The 20,726-nt window shown below is 41.9% G+C and carries 17 protein-coding genes and 1 tRNA gene; 10 read left to right on the top strand and 8 right to left on the bottom strand.

Annotated features, from left to right (window positions below; translation table 11 throughout):
- Nucleotides 1-111: 111 nt before the first annotated feature.
- The 3 genes from MSSIT_RS13465 (at nt 112) to MSSIT_RS13455 (ending at nt 2,738) form a co-directional block, all read left to right on the top strand.
- Nucleotides 112-184 (top strand) — tRNA-His (locus MSSIT_RS13465).
- A 220-nt stretch (nt 185-404) separates the two neighbouring features.
- Nucleotides 405-2,135, top strand: a complete 1,731-nt coding sequence (locus MSSIT_RS13460) for a radical SAM protein (RefSeq protein ID WP_048173011.1) — start codon at nt 405-407, stop codon at nt 2,133-2,135.
- Between the two features lie 348 nt (nt 2,136-2,483).
- On the top strand, nt 2,484-2,738 hold the full coding sequence (locus tag MSSIT_RS13455; protein ID WP_231589827.1) for a hypothetical protein: 255 nt from the start codon (nt 2,484-2,486) through the stop codon (nt 2,736-2,738).
- A gap of 80 nt (nt 2,739-2,818) precedes the next feature.
- On the opposite strand, the gene MSSIT_RS13450 is transcribed toward MSSIT_RS13455, so the two are convergent.
- Complete coding sequence (locus MSSIT_RS13450) at nt 2,819-3,952, bottom strand: hypothetical protein (protein ID WP_048173007.1); 1,134 nt, start codon at nt 3,950-3,952, stop codon at nt 2,819-2,821.
- Nucleotides 3,953-4,883: 931 nt separating this feature from the next.
- Here MSSIT_RS13450 and MSSIT_RS13445 point away from each other — a divergent pair.
- The 5 genes from MSSIT_RS13445 to MSSIT_RS23470 all read left to right on the top strand — a co-directional run bounded on the left by MSSIT_RS13445 (nt 4,884) and on the right by MSSIT_RS23470 (nt 10,665).
- Entirely contained in the window at nt 4,884-7,370 is a 2,487-nt protein-coding gene (locus MSSIT_RS13445; RefSeq protein WP_231589826.1) for an Ig-like domain-containing protein, read from the top strand.
- A gap of 168 nt (nt 7,371-7,538) precedes the next feature.
- Nucleotides 7,539-8,141: a hypothetical protein gene (locus tag MSSIT_RS13440; RefSeq protein WP_048173003.1), complete on the top strand. Its 603-nt coding sequence runs from the start codon at nt 7,539-7,541 to the stop codon at nt 8,139-8,141.
- 55 nt (nt 8,142-8,196) lie between these two features.
- Nucleotides 8,197-9,018 carry a hypothetical protein gene (locus tag MSSIT_RS13435; protein WP_048173002.1) on the top strand — a complete coding sequence of 274 codons (822 nt, stop codon included), beginning with the start codon at nt 8,197-8,199 and terminating at the stop codon, nt 9,016-9,018.
- A complete protein-coding gene (locus tag MSSIT_RS13430; RefSeq protein WP_048173000.1) occupies nt 9,015-10,130 on the top strand; it encodes a PGF-pre-PGF domain-containing protein in 1,116 nt (371 codons plus the stop codon). The genes MSSIT_RS13435 and MSSIT_RS13430 overlap by 4 nt, the downstream gene beginning before the upstream one ends.
- Nucleotides 10,131-10,455: 325 nt before the next feature.
- Nucleotides 10,456-10,665: a hypothetical protein gene (locus MSSIT_RS23470; RefSeq protein ID WP_048183783.1), complete on the top strand. Its 210-nt coding sequence runs from the start codon at nt 10,456-10,458 to the stop codon at nt 10,663-10,665.
- Between the two features lie 15 nt (nt 10,666-10,680).
- Here the strand turns inward: MSSIT_RS23470 and MSSIT_RS13425 are convergent, their stop codons facing one another.
- On the bottom strand, nt 10,681-11,619 hold the full coding sequence (locus tag MSSIT_RS13425; protein WP_048172998.1) for a mechanosensitive ion channel family protein: 939 nt from the start codon (nt 11,617-11,619) through the stop codon (nt 10,681-10,683).
- Nucleotides 11,620-12,666: a hypothetical protein gene (locus MSSIT_RS13420; protein ID WP_048172996.1), complete on the bottom strand. Its 1,047-nt coding sequence runs from the start codon at nt 12,664-12,666 to the stop codon at nt 11,620-11,622.
- 223 nt (nt 12,667-12,889) lie between these two features.
- Between MSSIT_RS13420 and MSSIT_RS13415 the strand changes: the two genes are divergently transcribed.
- Nucleotides 12,890-13,360, top strand: coding sequence for a Holliday junction resolvase-like protein (locus tag MSSIT_RS13415; protein WP_048172994.1), 471 nt, complete (start codon nt 12,890-12,892; stop codon nt 13,358-13,360).
- 75 nt (nt 13,361-13,435) lie between these two features.
- Here MSSIT_RS13415 and MSSIT_RS13410 read toward each other — a convergent pair whose 3' ends face one another.
- Both MSSIT_RS13410 and MSSIT_RS13405 read right to left on the bottom strand, forming a co-directional pair.
- On the bottom strand, nt 13,436-13,591 hold the full coding sequence (locus MSSIT_RS13410) for a hypothetical protein (protein ID WP_156158863.1): 156 nt from the start codon (nt 13,589-13,591) through the stop codon (nt 13,436-13,438).
- A 149-nt stretch (nt 13,592-13,740) separates the two neighbouring features.
- Nucleotides 13,741-15,177, bottom strand: a complete 1,437-nt coding sequence (locus MSSIT_RS13405; protein ID WP_048172990.1) for a transposase — start codon at nt 15,175-15,177, stop codon at nt 13,741-13,743.
- A gap of 186 nt (nt 15,178-15,363) precedes the next feature.
- Between MSSIT_RS13405 and MSSIT_RS13400 the strand changes: the two genes are divergently transcribed.
- A complete protein-coding gene (locus MSSIT_RS13400) occupies nt 15,364-15,891 on the top strand; it encodes an NTPase (protein ID WP_048174816.1) in 528 nt (175 codons plus the stop codon).
- Nucleotides 15,892-16,075: 184 nt separating this feature from the next.
- Here the strand turns inward: MSSIT_RS13400 and MSSIT_RS13395 are convergent, their stop codons facing one another.
- The 3 genes from MSSIT_RS13395 to MSSIT_RS13385 form a co-directional block, all read right to left on the bottom strand.
- On the bottom strand, nt 16,076-16,291 hold the full coding sequence (locus MSSIT_RS13395; RefSeq protein WP_048172989.1) for a hypothetical protein: 216 nt from the start codon (nt 16,289-16,291) through the stop codon (nt 16,076-16,078).
- 128 nt (nt 16,292-16,419) lie between these two features.
- Nucleotides 16,420-17,184 (bottom strand): GTPase, encoded by a 765-nt coding sequence (locus tag MSSIT_RS13390; RefSeq protein ID WP_048172987.1) that lies wholly within the window; start codon nt 17,182-17,184, stop codon nt 16,420-16,422.
- A 281-nt stretch (nt 17,185-17,465) separates the two neighbouring features.
- Nucleotides 17,466-19,739, bottom strand: coding sequence for a hybrid sensor histidine kinase/response regulator (locus MSSIT_RS13385; RefSeq protein WP_231589824.1), 2,274 nt, complete (start codon nt 19,737-19,739; stop codon nt 17,466-17,468).
- Nucleotides 19,740-20,726 lie beyond the last annotated feature (987 nt).

Here is a 20,726-nt window from a genome sequence, read left to right as displayed (position 1 = left end):
AGCAAAAAATTCCCAGCTTCCTGGAGAGTTCTCCTGCTTTTTCCGGCAAAAACTTTATATAAAAAAACTCCTTCTATAGGTTGCTTCAAATCTGAAGTACCAGACCCTGTGGCCGGGGTAGGGTAGAGGTCCATCCTGTAGCCCTGTGGAGGCTACGACCCGAGTTCGATTCTCGGTCCCGGCCCTAAATATTTTTTTATGTTTTTTTCTCTGGACTTATCTTCGCAGAATTTTACTATTCATCTGAATTTTACTGTTCGTTTTGCTTGTATCCATTCCTCTTGTATTTATTTTGCCTTCATGAGTTTAATCACCTGTTTTATCAGGTTTCAATCCGCCTCTTATTTAATATCCAATGCGTTCTATACTCCACTCTTCAGTTAAGCAAGGAAACGAGAATTGATATGAAAGCACTCATCATAGACGGCTACGTGGATGAACCCGCCTGCCTCGGGGTTCCTCCTTATCTATCTCCTTACTCCCGGTACATAGCAGGAGCTCTGAGGGAGCGCGGGCTTTCCGAAAAAGAAATTCATTACCTCACAATCGATACCCTGCGGGAAAACCCTCCAGGAACTGGCGAGCTTATAGGGAAAGCCGATCTTCTGGTCATTATTGCAGGCATGACCGTGCCGGGAAAATACCTCAGGGCATCCCCTATCACGCCGGGTGAGATAGAGACTATTTTCCGGGTTGCAAACGGGGTAAAAGTTATAGGCGGCCCTGTCAGGCTTGGCTTCAGCAACCAGGGCGGAAGGGCTGCAAAGGGGGCAGAAAATGGGATCAGCCTTGGAGAAGCCGTACTTGCAAAAATGGATCTTGAGGCTTTTGTTTACGATCTTTTTGAGAGAAGGGCTGGTGGGGGAGGAAGTGATAATAGCGGGAGCCTTCCTGCCGGACTGAAAGCCCCGGAATCCGTTGACCACCGTTTCAGGACAACAGCAGAGATCGGACGCTGGGGTCCGAAGGGGGCTTTTTTGATCCGACAGCACCCGGACTACCCTTACTGCATGTGCGAGCTTGAAACCTACAGGGGTTGCGGCAGGCGTGTTCACTGCTCCTTCTGTACCGAACCATTTTATGGGGCTTCGGATTACAGGCCTGTAGAGGACGTTGTTGCCGAAGTCTCTGCACTGTATTCTCACGGAGCCCGCTATTTCAGGATAGGAAGGCAACCGGACCTTTTTTCTTACCACGGGACCGATGCAGGAGGACCTGTCCCGAAACCCATGCCTGAGGTTCTTGAAAAGCTCTACCAGGGAATAAGGAATTCCGCACCAGAACTTTCCGTGCTCCACATGGATAATGCAAACCCTATAACTCTTGCAACATATCCCGAAGAGTCGGAACAAATCCTGAAGACGATTATCAAATATCACACTTCCGGCGATGTAGCCGCCTTCGGCATGGAGACTGCTGACCCGAAGGTGCTTGCAGCAAACTCTCTCAAGGCGACTTCCGAAGAGGTTTTTGATGCTATCAAACTGGTAAACAGGTTGGGGGCCGGGTGCGGAGCAAACGGGCTTCCGGAAATTCTCCCTGGTATCAATTTTGTGCACGGGCTGATGGGGGAGACTAAAAAAACTTTCCAGCTGAACTATGATTTCCTGCTTCAGGTGCTTGATTCCGGACTGTTGCTCCGCAGAATTAATATCCGGCAGGTTATGGCATTTCCCGGTACTCCGATATACGGCAGGGATGAAACCGCAAGGAAGCATAAGAAACTCTTTCTGGTTTATAAGGAACAGGTCCGGAAAAATATTGACCTTCCAATGCTCCGGAGAGTCGTGCCGGAAGGAACGGTACTGAAGGATGTAATGTGCGAGGTGCACTACCGGGGGGTGACTTTCGGGAGACAGCTTGGTTCTTACCCACTGCTTGTAGGAATCCCTGCCCTCATGCCTCTTCGGAAATTCACAGACATTACTGTCACAGGGCATGGAATGCGTTCTATTACCGGAATTCCCCACCCCCTGCAGATAAACACCGCGTCTCCTGCCCTTATCCGGGAAATACCCGGGGTCAGCAGAAAAGCGGCAGATTCCATAGCTTCCGGAGTTCCCTATGCCAGCAGGGAGGATTTTCTCAGGAGAGTAAGTGAGGGAAAAAAGATCATTAGCTTTATCGGAATTTGATGCGCTAAAAGGGTATGAAACTCTGATTCTGGGTATTAGATTCTGAATCCGACGCTTTAAATCTAATACTCTAAATTCGATGCCTTAATCTAACACTCTAAACCCGACACTCTAATTCTTCACTCTGAATCCGAATTATTATTCTTTTTCTTTCTTTTTCCGGTGTCCTATTCTTATTGGTTTTTTTTATTCATCGACTCATGATATCGTAAATTTTATTCAGGGATATCTATTTTCAACCGGAAAACATTTTTAATTTATGGAGTTTAAATCTCCAAATCTTTCAAATAAACAGCTATTTATTCAATCCCGAATCAATTATAAATGGGGTATTCAAGGGGGAGTTGCTTGATCAGAAGCGAAGAAAATATTTGTAGAGTTAAGCTTGCTTTTCAGTTGAGTTTTATTTTGTGGGTCATGCTTGGAATTCTCATTTTTTATGCTACTGTTGAGGTGCAGTCCCGGATGTTTGGGACATTTCTACTTCTCTGTTCGGTTATCCTTTTCACACCTTTTCTTCCTGACGGCACCGACTATAAAGAAATTGAAAATCTGGAAGATTATGAGGGAAAAACTAAGAGAGAACTGTTTGAAGAAGCGTAGTGTTTCGGTACAATGGCCTCAATAAAACAGACCTTCTCCTCATGTCGCGTTCGTTTTTATCTTTAGACTGTTTATTCCTCTCAGGCTTCGGCAACTCCAAGGATCCTGGCAATCTCTGTGCCCTCACCCCCTATGGATGAAAGTTCACCTGAAGCTTCAGACTTCGAAATGTATTTTTCGGTCCGTACGCTTCCTGGCTCCTCCATCTTGATTGTGACCTCCCCTTTGGTATACCCTCTTTCAATGCATTCCCTTACGAGCTTCCCGTATATGCCGGCTATAATCTTCAGGCAGTCAAACACGGCATTCTCTTCAACAGCATTTTTCCCGTCCAGTAGGACCATCTTGAGCCTTCTAAAGTCGACGGATTTTGTAAAAAACTCCTTGAGCTTGCCCATAAACATATAGAGAGCCTCACTATCTATGAGAGCGGCCAGTTTTTCGTCTCCTGTTATATCATGGTCTCCATGCATGATCAGCAGCGCCGTTTCATCTGCAGAGATTTTGAACATGTGCTCTGCATCCTTGTCTTGAAGCACTGTTCGAACATTGTTTTCTTCGTACTCGATGCTCATAATATGGAAACCGGATACATCCATCTTTTTTGCTTTCTCTTCTCTGGATAGGATGCCGCTCTTAACCCACAAGGGCAGGGTAAGTTCCTGAAAGTTCTCAACTTTCAGGGAATCATGAGCAAAATGCAGTTCAAACTCGTACTGCACGCCGTTAACTGAACTGACTTGCCTTCCTTTCATTTCCTTGGCTTCAACTGAAGCGTAATAGACATTCTCAGCTCCGTAGATGCTCGTTTCAAAAAAGGGGCTGAGGGTTGTGAGTATCTGGGTTTCAAGCTGCTGCACTTCCATAAGTGCCTGTCTGTTTTGCCTATCAATGTCTTCAAGCCTTTCATTCTTTTTTAAAAGGGCTGCCGTTGAAGCGGCCTCAATTGTTTTTTCTTTGATCTCAAGAATCTCCGCGGATTCGATTCCCTGCGTACGTTCTTCGATATAACCGGTAACGTCTTTCTGGAACCTGTCTATCTCCTCAAGCTTTTTCTGAGAGATTTCCGTCTCTTCCTTAGTTCCCCGCTTTATCCCTATAATTGATTTTTCGAGAGTTATGGCTTCTTTTGAAATTCTTATGAAGTCCTGCAGATCTTGGATAAAATCTCTCTGGACAGGAAGTTCTGTAGAGTCCTGAAAGGTATATTTCATTTTGAATTCCTCCCCTGTGGCATGAAATGCCTTTTGGTAAAGTATGTTGTTTCACATTTAAATCTGTGAGTATATACTTTTTAGAGGGAGAAGCTTGTTCCTTTAATTTCCAGTATTTTTTCCATTCTTTCTGATGAACTCTTTTCGTTAAGAGTGTTTACTTTTATATATTTTCTATGTGGTTACTTATAAGTATTCCAATTATTTAAAATTAATTTTCAAAAATTCTTCATTATTTAATATCTATTATATCTTTCGGACTATATTTAACATCTAATAATTTTTAGAAAGATTTATATCAAATATTTGCATAAGTTATTTCATATTATCATCCTAGGATAATATAAAAAGACATATGCTATATTAAATGTGAAATATTTATAATCCATAAGGATTTGCCTGGTGGAGAATTTGCATTTTACAATTAATAGGTGTATGTCTGATGGTCGGGCTGATGGGTCAGTTCAGACAATAAAAACGGGGTTGGTTCATAATTCCCCTGCTGTGCAAGACTTAATGGGGTTAAGACTTAATGGGGTTAAGACTTGCCGCTCCAGAGGGAGAAGCTAACACATTCCTGCCTGAAAAAGGCTTTGGAAAGGTGGTAGCTTTTTGATCTACTAATCGAGGCAAAATTGATTCGATTAATTAATTTCAGGAGGTGAGGCGCAAAACAGTTTTATCATTAAAAGCTGTAAATTTCCTACAGTCTTATTTTATTTAATTTTTAACCAATAATTACTTCAAAAATTTCTAGACTGTTCGTATGGTTGTGTTCAAGCTAACTGGAATCTGCTACAACTCGCTACTTTAAAAATTTATTTCATCTAATATAATACTCAATGTTGGACTCAGAATAAAATTGAACATTTGCGGAATCTAGGTGCAGAATATGAAACAAAAAATAATGTTATTTGGTGCACTGCTAATTATGTTCCTTTTAGCAGGAACAGCAAGTGCAATAGGAGATACGGAAAATACAGATACTGTATCGCTTCCAGTTGATCTGTGCGTTGATAATATCGTCTACAGTGACGAAGGTCCTTTCGCGGCGGGAGACGTTGTAGAAGCCACTGTAACCTTCAACAAAGCCGTCAATTATGCGGCTTTCACTGTTTGTGACTATGGTCTGAATCCCACCGTCATTGTAATGACTCCAAAGGATGACAGTGGTACTGTCTGGTGTGGTGAATACTTAGTTCAAGGCGATGTAAACGATGCTGTTGACGTGATAGTATATGGAGCCATTTTGGATAGCGCATATGCTCCTGGAGCCATCTTAGGCGGCGTGCCACCGGAAGGGATACCGGCGGAAGTTGTGATTGAAGGGGTTGAGGAGACTGATTACTACGCCTTTGTGATTGACAACGAAGCTCCGAAGTTTACTATAATTGAACCGGGAATTGGTGTCAATACAAATTGTGTATGCTTCAATATCCAGGCCATCGATAAACTGAGTGATACAGTTGCCTATGCCATCTTTATCAATGATATTGAGAAGAAAACAGGGGTTGTGGATTGTGACGGATATGTCACATATGAGACTGATCTGGATGATGGCTATTATCAATGGAGAATCGAACTCGAAGACGAAGCAGGAAACATTTGTATCTCTGGAGACTTCGACCTGTACGTGGACACCGACTGTCCGAGTGCGGTACTTATTTCCCCGGAAGCCAGCTGCGTCATCAATCCCGATCTCTTTGATCCCGAGGATCCCTTTGATCCATATGATCCGCGCTTTGATCCTCTGAATTCCTCATATGATCCCTCCTATCCCATTCCCTTCATGACATTCAGTTTCACCGCTGATGATGATTTCTCTGACGACTGTGAGCTGGATCTATGTTACCAGGTGTACATCAACGGAGAACCTGCTGAGGGGTACCCGGTGTTCATCAACGGAGAACTTGCTGAGGCAATGTCCGGGTATATGCCCTCCGACAGTCTCGTAACCATAGACGTCCCATATGCTTTCGCGGACGGGGCTTACACATGGTACGTTGAAGTTGAGGATCTTGCAGGAAACTGCTTTACGAGCGAAGTCCAGGAGTTCTATGTCAACTGTGAAGGGCTTGAAGTCTGCCTCAATTTCCCGGATGATGAGTTCGTTTCTGCATGCCCGGAATTTAACTTCAGTGTTTCAGGAGGAGCAGGGCTGCCTTTCGATTACGAACTGCTCATTAACGGCGAGGTAGTGAAGGAGGGCACGTGCGTTGTCGGTGAAGACGAGGTTAACTGTTATTCCGTGAATGTGGAAGTGGATGAAGGCATAGATATGCTCTGGACAGTGTGTATCACTGACTGTGCAGGCAGGGAGTACCAACCTGACCCATGTTCTTTCTCTGTTGACTGTACTGCCCCGGCTGCCGTAGCAAACCTGTGTGTTGTTGACGCGCTGAGCCAATCGGATATGCCTTGGCTCTATACATGTGATGCGCCTAGACTGTACGTTAGCTGGGATAATAACATCGAGGACGATCTTTGCTTCGACCCAACCGATCCTTTATCTACTCCATATGTGGTTTTAATCAGCGAATGCGAGCCCTCATGCATTGAGGAGATGCAACTGGCAGAACCATATTATGACGGATATACATTCGACGCACTTACATCCGAATATGATGAAAACGGCGTGTGTATCCTTGATACAGACATGAATATCGGAGGATTTGGTGGAGAACCTCTTGTCTATGGTCGGGACTACTGGGTAGCTGTTATTGCCCTGGATTGGGCTGGCAACTACAACGATTGCTTTGCCGTTTGCGGGCCTGTCCGGACATACGAAGACATGAGCCTCATGCTTGATGCAGGCTGGAACCTGAAATCCGTGCCCAAGACTCCGGCTACATTCAATGCTGACCCGGACTCGGTCTTTGGAGAATGCACCACAGTCATTTACTGGGACGGTTGTGACTGGGTATTCCCGGACTGCATCGAACCATGTAGGGGCTACTGGGTCTACACTCCGGAAGCCTGCGTGAGCAATGTAAAGTTCAAGCCAATGTCACTTGATAGTTCAACTCCTGATGTGCCTCCGTCTCTGGACCTGGATTGTGGATGGCAGATGATAGGACACACCTCTACAGTACCTGTACACTGGTCCGAGACTCTGGGTTCACTGCAGGGCCTTCTGGGCTTAGAGTATAAGTTCTCCAACATCATCACGTATTCTTGCAATGAAGGTTGGGGGGGTACAATCTCTCTTGGAGTCTTAGACCTGGTCGGTGATGACGGTGTTCCAGAAGGAATGGATCCGTGCCCTGTTGGAACACTTGAATTTGATGGTCTTATGGTCCCAGGACAGGGATACTGGGTATTCATGAAGGAACCCGGTACCTATGCTTCCGTCGAAAACGTGGAGTTCTACGTCGATGGAATCATTCCCGACGATGGAGCCGACGATGGTACCGTGTAAGGGGTGAAATTTCGAAAGCAAGCAACTTTTCAGCCATTCAGGCTGAAGTTTTTTCTTTTTTCTTGTTTGCGTAGCAATCGGAGGTAAATCATGAACAGGATATTAAAAAATAGTTTATTGGGAACAGCTGTACTTATGTTGTTTTTTTTAACAGCGTCTCATACATGTATGGCAGAGGAAGGGGCAGTTCCTTTGCTTCCGATGACAGTGGAGGGGGTCGCCCTGATTGATGGAGATCCGGCTCCTACGGGCACTGTTGTTGCAGCTTACCTTGATGGAGAGCTGGTAAAAGAGGCTATCATAAATAGTTCCTCAGGAAGTTTCTATCTCTTGATTCCCGGAGAATCCGAGGACGAGGGAAAGCCAGTTACTTTTAAGGTAGATGAAGAGGATTCGGGTCTGAATTATGACTGGGAATCCGGAAAGCAGGTCTTATCCATCGAATTGTCGGTAGGGGATGTAGCCGACTCAGGAAGTTCTAAAAAGAGCTCAGCATCAAGTTCAAGTTCCGGATCAGTAGAAACCAGCGAATCGGAAACTTCTGGAGCTGAAGTCATTAATAGTTCAGTCACTCAACCGGAGGTAGAGGTTCAGGAAAGTGCAGCTGCCAATTCAGGTGAAGGTACCGAAACCGAACAGAGTGCGGAATCTTCTGACGAATCTTCTGAAACAAACAGTACTCCAGGTTTTCAGATTATTTATGCGGTTGCAGGCCTCATTATGCTCACTTTCGGCTCAAAGCTTGGGAGGGAAGCAAGAAGGAAACCCTGATGGATTTCTCTAAAAGGATCTGCACGGGTAACGTGAAAAATCTCAAGGTGATAAGATGACCATCAAGGACAAATACTTAAGAACATTAGTGTGCCTGGTTATTCTGACACTGGGCATATCCCTTGTTCCGGTTGCATCTGCCAGCAATACTATTCCTTCGCTTCCAAACGTATTTTCCGGAAAGCTGATTACGGAAGGTGCAGATGTACCCACAGGAACTATAATTTCAGCATATATAGATTCCGAGCTTGCTGGTAGTAGTACTATCGATAAAGCAGGAGAATATGAGCTTGGTGTCTCGGGTACTGAAGAGGATAATGGAAAGGAAATTATCTTCAAACTGGGTCTCGTTGAATCTGAACCTGTTTCTGTGACCTATCAGCATGGTGCTGTTCCAGTAGAGCTCGATCTTACTTTTGAAGGGGAGTTTGTACCTCCCGTCATAGAAAGCTGCTCTGCATCTCCTGTGTACATCCTGAATGACGGAGAGGATTACTCAACTATCAGGGCAAAAGTCTCGGATGAAACTTCCGGGGTTATGTCAGTAACCATCGACCTCACCCCCCTCGGTGGAGAAGTTGTTTCTCTGACGCCCGAAAGCGGAGACATTTACACTTGCGATGTGAGCAGCACTCTGGCAGGAGAGTTTAAACTCGCCCTTACAGCTACGGACTACTTTGGGAATACAGTTACAGACAGCGATAGTATCTCGATTACCGTAGTTTCAGAAAATGAGATTGCGACAATGTTTGGAGGCGCTGATAAGAGTCTCTCTGCCGAAGAAATCAAAAACATTGTAAATAATAATGAAATTTCCAGCAGGCTCAAATATGAAATTCTGGCAATTTATTTTGCTGACGGGTGGGATAGGATATGAAAAGGCCTGAATTTAAAATTGCTTTTGTGCTACTCCTGGGCCTGATATTATGTACGGTACCGGCTTCTGCAGGCAGTGCAGAAAGGACTCTTCCTTCTTCCGTTAGTACCAGTGAGGTATTTGAAGTAACGATAAATGTAGCTGATTATGGGGTAGCCGGGCAGGTTCTGGAAAAGATTCCTGCAGGTTTCACATACGTCAGCTCGACCCTTCCGGAAGAAGCTGTAACTGTAAATGGCAGCAAGATTTCTTTCCTGCTGATTAATGACGAGAGCTTCAGCTACACTCTTAAAGCTCCTGAGTCAACCGGTACATACCAGTTCGTGGGACTTTTAAGAGACGTCAACAAAGCTGAATTCTCTGTTCTTCCGGCCAGTTCTTCTATCAAGGTAGTATCAACCTCAGGAAGTTCAGGCGGCAGTTCACGTAAGAGTTCAGGTAGCAGTTCAAGTGGCGGAGCTGGAGGTTCCCCCGAACTCCAGAGCAATGTAGAGGCTAAAGAGCTTTCTCAGGCGTTTGTCACCAACGGAACACATGTAAGGTTTGATTTTCCAAATGGGGTAACCTGCATAAGGTATGTGGAGTTTGATGCCAAGAAAACTCTTGGAAAAATCACTACCATTGCCGAAATGCTGAAAGGCCAATCCAATCTGGTTCCGAATCTGCCCGAGGGCACGGTCTATAAGAACGTGAACATCTGGGTGGGTTCAGGAGGAATTGCAAACTCTGATAACATCGAGAACGCAGTTGTCGGTTTCAGAGTCGAAAAGGCCTGGCTTGAGGAAAACGAGATTGATGCAGATTCGTTAAACCTCTGGTACTATGACGATTCATGGAGCAAACTTGATACAGAGAAATTAGACGAGGAAAGCGACACTTACGTCTATTTCGAAGCCGAGACTCCAGGTTTCGGGTCCTTTGTAATTGTTGCTGGAGACGATTCTGGTTCGATAGAAGTCGAGCCTGTTCCGACTGCTGATGCAGAAGATGATGTGGCATCCGAACCCGCAAAGGCTTCAAGTGGAGGCTGGCGTTCCACGCCTGGCTTTGAATCCGCAGCTTTTCTGGGAGCTGTTGGAGCCGCATACTGCGTCATGAGAAGAAAGGTCTAAATGCAAAAATAAATTCCCTGGTTAAAGCAGCATCCAAAGCTGCTTACTTTTTTATATTTTATCCGAGTTTCGCTGCCCGAATTGCGCCTCGGGATCGCAGGAAATCGGAGATTCTCTGGGAGTTGCGATGTAATCGCAACAGTACGCAGCCTGTTTCGCTTCGCTCAAGCAGACTATAATTTATAAAAGAATCAGAGTCGGGAGCTGAGCTCAAGAAGACTATTTATGGGCTAAGAAGTGAGCTCACTCAAGAGGACTGCATTTCAATATTTCTTACCAATGTAATGTCATTATCTATATTGGGTGTCGAAAAGAATTTTTTACAATGTCGCTCCAGACAAGCAGGAGGAGATATCCGATATGGTCTGATTTTAAGGTGGTTTCCGGGGTAAAAGTTAGTATTCCTAAGACCGGCAGGAGTATTCTTCAGTTCTTTTTTCCGGGCAGAAGGCCGGCTACAGACCCGGGGTGCGAGGAGAAAAAACAGAAAATATTATTTCTGACGTTCGGTTTAAAGAACTGCATAAAATACTGAACTGAACAAATGAACTCAGAACTCGAAATTCTTACTGAAATCTGCATTAAATTCGGAATCTCTCCGGGCTACTGTATTTGACCTGGCATTTCTCCGGGAAGGAGCATCAGATTCATGTTTTTTCCCTGCTGGAGGAAGGTTGAGGATATGGAATTGGGGAGCCCTGATGCCATTTTTTAGGAATTCTATCCAGGTTCTTGTGTGCACATCGGATTCGAACTTGAATTCATCCCTCAGATCATTGACGTAAGCTTTCGCCCTTAACATTGTATAAAACGGGAGAGCTTTGTGGAGCAGAGTAACAGGGCTGCTTTCAGAGATATAGACGTATTTTGAGCTCACAACAGCTTCCCTCAGGATCCTCATTGCAGTTTCCACATTTGACCCTGATGCTATATAGAGGTCTATTACAACCATCATTTCCGAATCTCCGTAATTCCCGCTGGCAACGGTTTCATTGAAGATAAGGCTGTTTGGGGCTGTAATGGTGTTGTCATCAGGGGTTACCATTTTCGTTGCCCTTAGTCCGATATCGGTAACCTCCCCATAATGACCTCCAATGGATATTTTATCCCCTATCTGATAGGGCTTTTCAAAAGTAATTACAAGTCCGCCTATAATGTCTGCAAAAAGGTCCTTGACTCCAAAACCGATGGCAGCACCAAGAAGCCCTGTAAGAAGGAGCAGTTCGGGCCCAAAAATATTGAATATTTCCTTGAGGATGTAATAAAAAGCCAGAACATATATTCCAAACTTTACCGTAGGTATAATCATCTTTACTTTTATCCTATCCTTCCGGCTCATTTTTTCCGAGATCTTTGATAAAAGGGTGGTAATAATCCTGCTAAGGACATAGGCAGCGGCAAGAATCAGGAACATGATTACGATGGTTTGTGTATCTATTGACCTGAGGGTTTCCAGAAGCTGCTGACTGCCTGAATCTCCGTTTACCATTTACCACACCAGCCTTAGTTTTTCCATGTAAGCAATTACGCTTTGCAGGGCTTCGGGCCTGACTCTGTAGGAAGCGCCTTCATCTTTAAAAATCAGTTCCCCGGTTAAGAGCCTGAAGAGAACTTTATCTGCCCTGAATTCTGACCCTATTATTTCGGCAATTTCGGTTCTTTTTAGGGCCTGGTATGAAAGGATCAGGCTTAAAACAAAAGCCTCTTCGTGCTCAAGATCGATATCAAATGAAAACTGCCCTATATCTTCATACTTTATCCCCGGATAATCAAGCCCGAGTTCCCAGATCCTCCATGCAATTCCCGGGTTACCTTTTGATTCAAGGTAGATCTTTTCAAATACCCTTTCTTCGGCAGTCTGTGTCTCCTCCTCGTGCAGGAAGCGTTGCCTCAGATAAGGCAAATTTATTTTCAGGACCGGGACGAAGATTTTCCTGCCCAGGGAGGACAGTTCAAGCGGGTATTTTTCCATATATATGAAAGGCTCTTTTTTTGACTCTTCATCGTTTTCAAATCTGATTTCTGCTTTTCCATACCTTTTAAGGATAAAGAGCCTGAGATTTTCTTTTTCGAAGGCAGGGATGAAGATCTGTACCGGAAAATATCTCTCGATCCCGAAGGCTTCGCTCAGGTATCTCCAGGAATAAAGGTTCCAGGTGGTGACGAATAGCTTTTCCTGAGAACTTATCATGTCCAGAAACTCATAAAAGATGTCAAAACCGCCGGGTTTTCGCATGTACAGATAGTGACAGTTGTCATAGAGCATTACCCTTTTAGTGTCATCAGGAATGGAAATCTCCTTTCTGTTCCGGACAATTTCGGATAAAATGATTCCAGCCGCACGATTTCTATTTATTCTCTCTATTTCACCAAGCAAAGCAGTCTTTCCAGCAAGAGTTCCGGCTACTATGGCTATATTCAGTTTTTTCCCGGTCTCATAATCAGCAATTGAAGCCTGTATTTTTCCGATTTCTTCCCGCAATCCGAGTATTTTACCGAAGTTGTCCTCTCCAGAGTCGCTGTGCTGAATCTCCACCGTATCCCCGAGTTTATATTCCCTGTATGGTACTTAAGAGATACTGATAATATTTTTCCAGAATTAAGTTCTTTTCAGGAGCAGGACTTTTTTAAGTAACTTTTTAAAGCAGTCAGAGGAATCTCCAGGGCATTGAGCTTATATAATAATTATAGAATCTAAATTCGGCTAGAACTTTTAAATATTTATAGCCATTTATATAGTCTGAAATTCATTCTTCGAGATTCTTTTCCTTGCCCTGCTTATAGTGTATCTGCTCGTCAAATACATCAAATTGAAAGGTAGGGTAGAATCCCGTGCAAAAGACCTGTATGAAGCCTGGCAGACACGGGAGATGGAACGCCCGGTCTCCGAAAAAACCGATACTCTCTTTCGGAACTGGAAACTTGATGAGGAGAAAAAAATCCGCCAGGACGCCGTAAAGAAAAGCGAAGCCGTAATCTGCGGCAAGGTCACGGAACACCTGATCCCTTATTTCCCTGATTTCGAATACAACCCTAAGGATGCAAGGTTCCTCGGCACCCCTGTGGACTTCATCGTCTTTGACGGGCTTTCCGAAGGAGAAATGAATAAGGTGGTCTTTGTCGAAGTAAAGTCCGGAAAAACCGGCGCTCTTTCCCGAAGAGAAAAGCTTGTCAGGGAGTGCATTAACCGAGGAAGAGTTAGCTATGAGATCATTCACAACAGGGGATAGTTTCCCTTTTCTGAAAAACGGAAGAAAAATTTAAAAGTATGAATATTTTTCTTTCGCCTTTTTTGCTTTCGTTTTTCACTCCAGCTGTTCTCCTTCGACATAACACCCAAAATAGGTATTTTGCTCTACCTTTTTCAGGATATTGTTAATGCTTTCCAGTGTAGCTTCCATTTTTTCCATCCTCTTCTCGATTTCTTGCAGTCTGGTAAGAATCTCCTGATCCGCAGTCACAAACTCACTTCCTTGTATTTCTACGAAATTTATCATTTAGCATAGTTGAAGCTTTAGTGTATATCCAGCGTATATTTCAGTGTATATTCAGTATATTCTGCAATGTTTTTAAAGCCAACGTAAAAATGAGTGATAGCTTATTTATATCCTTAACTCCCATTTTTTGTAGGGAATATGTTGAATTTGAGAGTTTTATCTAATTCTCTTACTTTCTTAGGAACTTCAGTAATGATACTTTTTTCACCAAAGTTTATACTTTTCACTTTTCTAAACTTCAATAGGATATCAATGGGTGAGACCTTGTCATTTATCTCTGCTTTTTTAATTGCCTTCAACAATTTACAGTACGCATATAATGAAAGAAATGCCACAAACACATGCCCATAAACGCTCTCATCATCATGAAGATACAATTTGTCAGCGTCTAATGTTGTTTTGTATGCATCAAACAACTTTTCAATCGAGTCTCTTTTTTTGTAGAGTTCATACATCTCCTTTTTTCCTATGTCGTAATTGGAGATAATCAAGAACTTCCCTGCTCTATTTTGTTTTAAAGAGTACTCTTCATCGCTGATCTTCCCTTCCTCTCTCTTTCTGAAGATCGTCTTCTGTTCTTCAAGTCTTAGATCCAGGTCTTCATATAAATATAGGAACCTATTTCCTAACTTTCTTTTACCACATTTGATGAGTCTATCATGATAGATGAATTCTTCATTAAGGTGTATTCTTGTGTCATAATAGTGGCTGTTCCTTTTTGTTGGTAACACAAATTTGATATGTTTTTCTTCTAAGCAGTTAAGGATGTTCTCTGAGAAAAAACCACGATCAAGAAGAAGTATCTTATCGCTGATATCCAACTCTTCTATTGTTTTGTATAATGTCTTTATGTCCTTCACACTGCCTGGAACTGATTTGATCATAGTAGGCATTTCACTATCAAGACCACAAAGAAAGGGCAAAGTTGATTTGGGGAACTTGAATACAGTCTTTGTTGTAGCCTTTTTCAGCCTGTAGATATTCATAGATCGAGAGAAACAGGAACTTAAGTCATAGACGAGTTGAGTGTCTGCATTTTTGAGATGATTGAATAGCTCATTCTGCCCAAACCTATCACAGCCTACTTCCCTTAACACTTTTGAAAGATTGGATGGATTAAGATTTGGTTTTATACCTTCAAGATTATAGAGATCTTCCCAAGTATCTTTAATTCGTTTGAGGGGGACATATCCATTTACACGAACAATTGACATTGCATAGAGTTCTTCCCAATATTCCGGAAAATTTTTCATGAGAAAAGGTTTGAGCTCTCCCATCATATTATGTAAAATCATTGAATTTCCATAGTCAGTGACAGAGTGAGGCACAGGTATCACATTAGTTTTAGGTTTCTCACCTTTAGGTATAAAGCCGTAATCTTTGTCGAGTCTACCAATGTAAACTGAAACTTTACGACCTTTCTTAATTTTTTTGTCATATTTACTCGTAGAGCGATAAACATAATGACAAGCGCCTCGAACTTTGATTTCAAGACATTTTTCTCCAGCTTTACGCTGATCTTCAAGCCAGCATCTTGCCCAGGGTTCCATAATCCCTATTATGTAGGGAATATAGGCATATATAAGTTTCGATTTGAAATCGTTCTACTGATATTAAAAATGAGAAAAAATAAGCAAATTAGATGATATAGTCCCTATAAATAGGCAGAGTTAAGGTTATATAAAATCAGGAATATTTTTTTGGGAAATGAGAATAGAAAGGGGAAGGAAAAACCAATGTTAAGAATTGCAGTAACCGGCAGTCCGGGAGTTGGGAAATCAACAGTTGTAACAAAAGTCGTCGAAAAACTTGCTGAGCAGCCGGGCTTCAAAATAGGCGGCATCCAGACTGCCGAAATTCGGAAAGAAGGGCATAGGGAAGGTTTTTCAATCATGGACCTTGCGACAGGAAAGACAGGAATTCTTAGCCATGTGAAAGGCAGCGGACCCAGGCTTGGAAAATATCACGTTAACCTTGAAGACCTTGAAAGAATCGGAGCAAGCGCAGTCCGGGATGCTCTTGCCTGCGATCTGGTAGTGATAGATGAGATCGGGCCGATGGAACTCATATCCGGGTCTTTCGTTTCTGCGGTTGAGGAAGTTTTGCAATCGGATAAATCTGCCCTGGCTGTTCTGCACAGGTCAAGCAGGCATCCGCTTGCGCAGAGGATTAGAAAAGGGTTTGAACTTTTGACGGTTGATAAGGAGAACCGGGACGAATTACCTGAAAAAATCTCAAATGGTTTCCTCAGGGAATTGGGCTGAAACTTATCTTTCGTGCCTTACAGGCAACCATTTTTTTTCTGTCGGAACCAAACTTTTGAGATATTTTTATACTTAATGTTATTACGTTGTTGTCCGGTCTACGGTCCGGGCACACTTCAGAACTTCTGCGTGGTCAAAGAAAAGTAAGCTTCCTCGATAACAGGCCCGTTTGCCATATCCTGCTTTACTTCTGGGAAAGCAGGGCTAGCAGGATCACTAAAACTATGATCAATAGTTTTGAGGTAACCAGAATTAGTTTTTTTCTCAATATTTTCTCTCTTTCGGATTTCATTTCTTCTTCAATTTTTCCTGTTTTTTCTGGTTTCATTTCTATTTCTGTTTTTCCTGCTTTTTCCAGTTCTTCTTTTTTTTCGGGGTTTTGCTCCAGTCTTTCGTTCATCCTTCTCGCTCCTGATCTTTGTATGTTGATTTCTTTTTTAAGCTTGAATACTTTTTCTTTTTTCCGAACAGACTGTCGCCCGAATCAGACAAGATTTTTTGTTCCGGAGCAGGAGCTTTATCAACTTTTCAGATAAGCAGTAGCCCGGTTTGCCAGTCATTGATTATTCTGACTGCTGTCCTCATTTCATCCACCTCGCCTTTCTTCTGGAGAAAATTGCACTGTTTGCCTATCAGTTCAATTACGGCGTAAGAGTCCCGGGCTTCGAGGGTGACATTATAAAAAGCCTCAAGAGCAGTCTTGTTTTCGACAAGCATTATTTCTATTATCTTAAGGGCCACTCCTACAGGGTCCTTCAGGTGGTTTGCATCCTTTATCCCCAGCAGGCCCTGGACATATTCATCGTTTTCATCGAAGGGGATGACTCCGGGGGTGTCCATAAACATGATACGTGACCCTGCGTCCACGTGCTGCACACCTTTTGTGTGGCCGGATATCGGGGACGTGCTCGCCCTGTGCCTGCCGGTAACTCCATTGATAACGGAGGATTTACCCACATTGGGATACCCGAGGGTGCCGACAAGGATTTTCCGCCCTTTTATGCAGGCAGATTCAAGGATCTGGTGCCTTAATATAGTTGTCCCGGACCTGTCCTTGCCGGATACAAAAACCGTGGGAGCGATTCTGGAGAGACGGATTTTGGTTTTCTCGAGTTTCTCTTTTGAGACAAGGTCGCACTTATTGATGACTATTATGAAAGGCTTCTTTAAACGAATGATCTCCTTTTCAACCTCACTGTTTCGGGTCTCGTCAGGAAATCGGGCATCTATAACCTCAAGAAGGACATCTGATTGTTTTATAACATCCCTTACCAGAACTTTGTAGCTTGTCATCGGGCTGTGCTATGAAGGGGTAAGGATATAAGGATATCTTTAAATCTGGATCTTTCCAAATCTGGATCTTTTTCAAACGGGAAACTTTTGTTTCCATAACTTTCAACTGAGGAGCGGAAAAAACAAAACAATTAAAAGAGTAGTCAGTAACGGAGAAATTCTGCAAAATCAGATAATGTTTTTTTAGCTGATATTTTTCAGTTAGTGTTTCTTCTGTTAATGTTTTCCAGTTAGTTTTTTTAGTTAATGTTTTTTAGTTGCAGAGTTTCAGTCATTTGTTTTTAGTTCTCCAGCAACTTTAGAGTGGGTTCAATTTCCTTCTTTCGGATTACCGGCAGTTCGAATCTGAAAGACGAACCTTCGTCCATTTTGCTTTCCACATAAATATTTCCGCCGTGCATTTCAACATACTTTTTTACCAGGGTCAGCCCAAGTCCAGTACCTTCAAAATTGCGGCTTAGAGATGAATCGAGCTGGATAAATGGCTCAAATATCTTTTCAAGGCTGTCCTCAGGGATTCCTATTCCCGTGTCTTTGACTTCGATAGTTGCAAGGGTGTCTTCCTGTTTTGAGGTTACATCAATTAGACCGTTGGCAGGTGTGAACTTAATAGCATTACTTAATAAGTTCTCCATGATCTGTCGGAACTTACTTTCATCAGCAGCGATCCATAAAGTTCTGTTTTCGGAATGGTAATTTAATATTATATTCTTCTCCTGAGTTTTTGGAAGAACCATTGAGATAACTGTTTTGATAGCTTCATCTACGGAAAACTCTTCCATATGGAGGTCTTTTTCTCCGGCTTCTATTTTTGACAAATCGAGTATATCATTGATAATATTAAGAAGATTTTTTCCACTTGAAGAAATAAACTGAACATACCTGGACTGTTTTTCGTTAAGGGGCCCTGTGATTTCTTCTTTTAGCAGGTCCGAAAACCCGATTATGGAATTCAGAGGAGTCTTCAGTTCGTGGCTCATGTTGGTTAAAAACTCGCTTTTTGTGCGGTTCGCCACCTCGGCAGCTGTTTTTGCATTTATCAGCGCTTCTTCTGCTTTTTTTCTAACAGTTATGTCCCTTATAACTACGATATTTGCCGGCTGGTTCTGGTAGATTATTTTTGTACCAAGCCCTTCAATCCAGAAATGTTTGCCTGTTGAAGAGATTGCTTTGTAAACACTGAGGTAACCCCCCTGATCATTGAGGACATTTATCTGGTCTTTAATTGCAACCGGTATTGATTCTGGAGCGAGGTATTTTGCAATGCTCATACCGATTATCTTTTCGAGTTCCATGTTAAACATTTTTCCAATAGCAGCGTTTGCAGCAACGACTTTCCCTTCAAAGTTAAGTATGATTATACCGTCAAGAGTATTGTTGACAAGAGCACGGAAGTTCTCTTCGCTTGATTTAAGATCCCTTTCCGCCTTTTTACGCTCCGTAATGTCGCGGACATACACTATCAGCCTTTCTTCATCCCCCAGTTTGAATTTTCGGGTTGCAATTTCAGCCGTAAAGAACGTATCGTCCTTTCTTTTATTTATACTCTCGATGATTTTATTGTCCGGGACTGCTTTGACGTTTATTATCTCCGAAATGCCTCTTCTAAAGTTTTCCCTGAGAATATCAGCTACGTTCAGTTCCAGCATTTCTTCTTTATCGTACCCGAAGATTCTGCAGGCTGCCTCATTACAGTCAACAATTTTTCCACTATTTGCCCCTATAATCATGCCGTCAATTGAGAGTTCTACAACCTGTTTGAATTTTTCTTCCGATTCCCTGAGTTCAATTTCTGTCTTTTTGTTGAAAGTAACATCATAGACGTTTGTAATAATAAGCTCCTTGCCTCTGATGTTTATTGTATTGATATACATCTCTACATTCCTTGTTTCACCATTGGCAAGCTTATGGCAGGAATAAAAATGGCCTTTCTTCTCGGAAAAAAACTGCTGGATGGTCTCTTTGTTTCTTTCCCGGGAGTGTATACTGATATCAGTGATTTTTTTTGCAGTCATCTCTGCATACGTATACCCGTAGTAAGCAAACGCAGGCTCGTTTGCATCGGCAATACGGTAATTGACCGGGTCAATGAGAAGGGTGACAGCCGGAATGTTGTTAAAAAGCTGTTTATACCTGCTCTCACTTTCCTGCAGGGCTTTATAATTCTTTTTTATCCGGATTAAAGACTTTATCCTTGTTTTAAGCTCAAACCTGTTTAGCGGCTTGTGAATAAAATCGTCAGCTCCGCATTGAATTGCTTTCATGTTAGTTGTATCCTCAAAAAATCCGGAAATTATGATTATGGGTATGAACCTGTATTCTGGATCACTTTTGAGTGTGCTGCATATCTCATATCCGTCACTCTCAGGCAGCTTCATATCTAATAATATCAAATCAGGAAGTTCAGCTTTCACAAGTTCGATAGCTTCTTTTCCGCTGTATGCAGGGATAGGAAGATATTCATCTTCGAGTTGTAAGCATAGTAACTCTGCCTGGTCTCTTTCGTCGTCAATTATGAGAACTTTTGGTTTATTGGAAGCGTACAATTCGATCATCTTGAATATCATTTTTCATGGTTTTTACAACTGAATGGAAAATTTTGTATAGATTTACTCTCTGTATGAATCTCAACTTATTTATTTTCTTTTCCAAAAAAGATTATAAATTATTAGGTGGTAACTTATTTTTTTTGAAGTTCTTTCTGAATCTTTATCCTTTTACCTTAATTATCAATATCTGTAGCTTTAATATTTTTTCATTCATTATAACTTTTAAAAAATTCATGGATTCTTCTTTCGCCAAATAATTTACTAATTCACTATAACTAAATAAAAAATATTTATATTGATTCAAACATTTTTGCATGAAATTCTTCATTTACGGTAACAATTATTCATTCCTGTTTGTCCGAAATAATCCTTGTTGAAGTTAAAGGCTTTATTTTATTGAAAAAACAAGAGAAAAAGGGTAGAGAGGAAATTTTATAGAAAAATTGGCACACTGCCTGAAAATAAGAAAATCTCACAAAATTAACCTTTTTTAAGGAATTTTTTTGGTACTATTAACCGCTTTGCTTGATAATTTGTGATAAATAAATATTGCTGCTAAAAATATTATTATTGGTATTAAGCTTATTAAGGCGGTTGTATAGTCCAATGTTATTGTTTTCATTCGGTTTTCTTTAATAAATATAAAAAAGTAACTAATAAAGTAAATAAGGACCGTTGGAGCTAAGATTATTGCTTTGTCTATTGTTACGTTTGTTGTTTTTTTGTGAGATTGACACACTTTTGATTATACATAATTACTGTTTATATATTTTGTGTTTATTTGTATTTTTTTTATTTATACAATAATACTATCGATGGAAAATAGCCAGATAGACAGGTTGACGAGCTCATACTCCATCACAATTTTACAAAGTTTTTTAAGACTCCACATTCCTGGTATTTTCACTCAATAGCAAAAAACAGCATTGGTAAAGCGTAAAATATTTATTGCTTTCAAAATTTGGTCGTATCCTTGAGTTAGTTGTCAAGTTC

Source organism: Methanosarcina siciliae T4/M (assembly GCF_000970085.1).
GTDB lineage: Archaea > Halobacteriota > Methanosarcinia > Methanosarcinales > Methanosarcinaceae > Methanosarcina > Methanosarcina siciliae.
The sequence above is the reverse complement of the archived record's forward strand: the minus strand, read 5'-3'. Positions and strand labels throughout refer to the sequence as shown.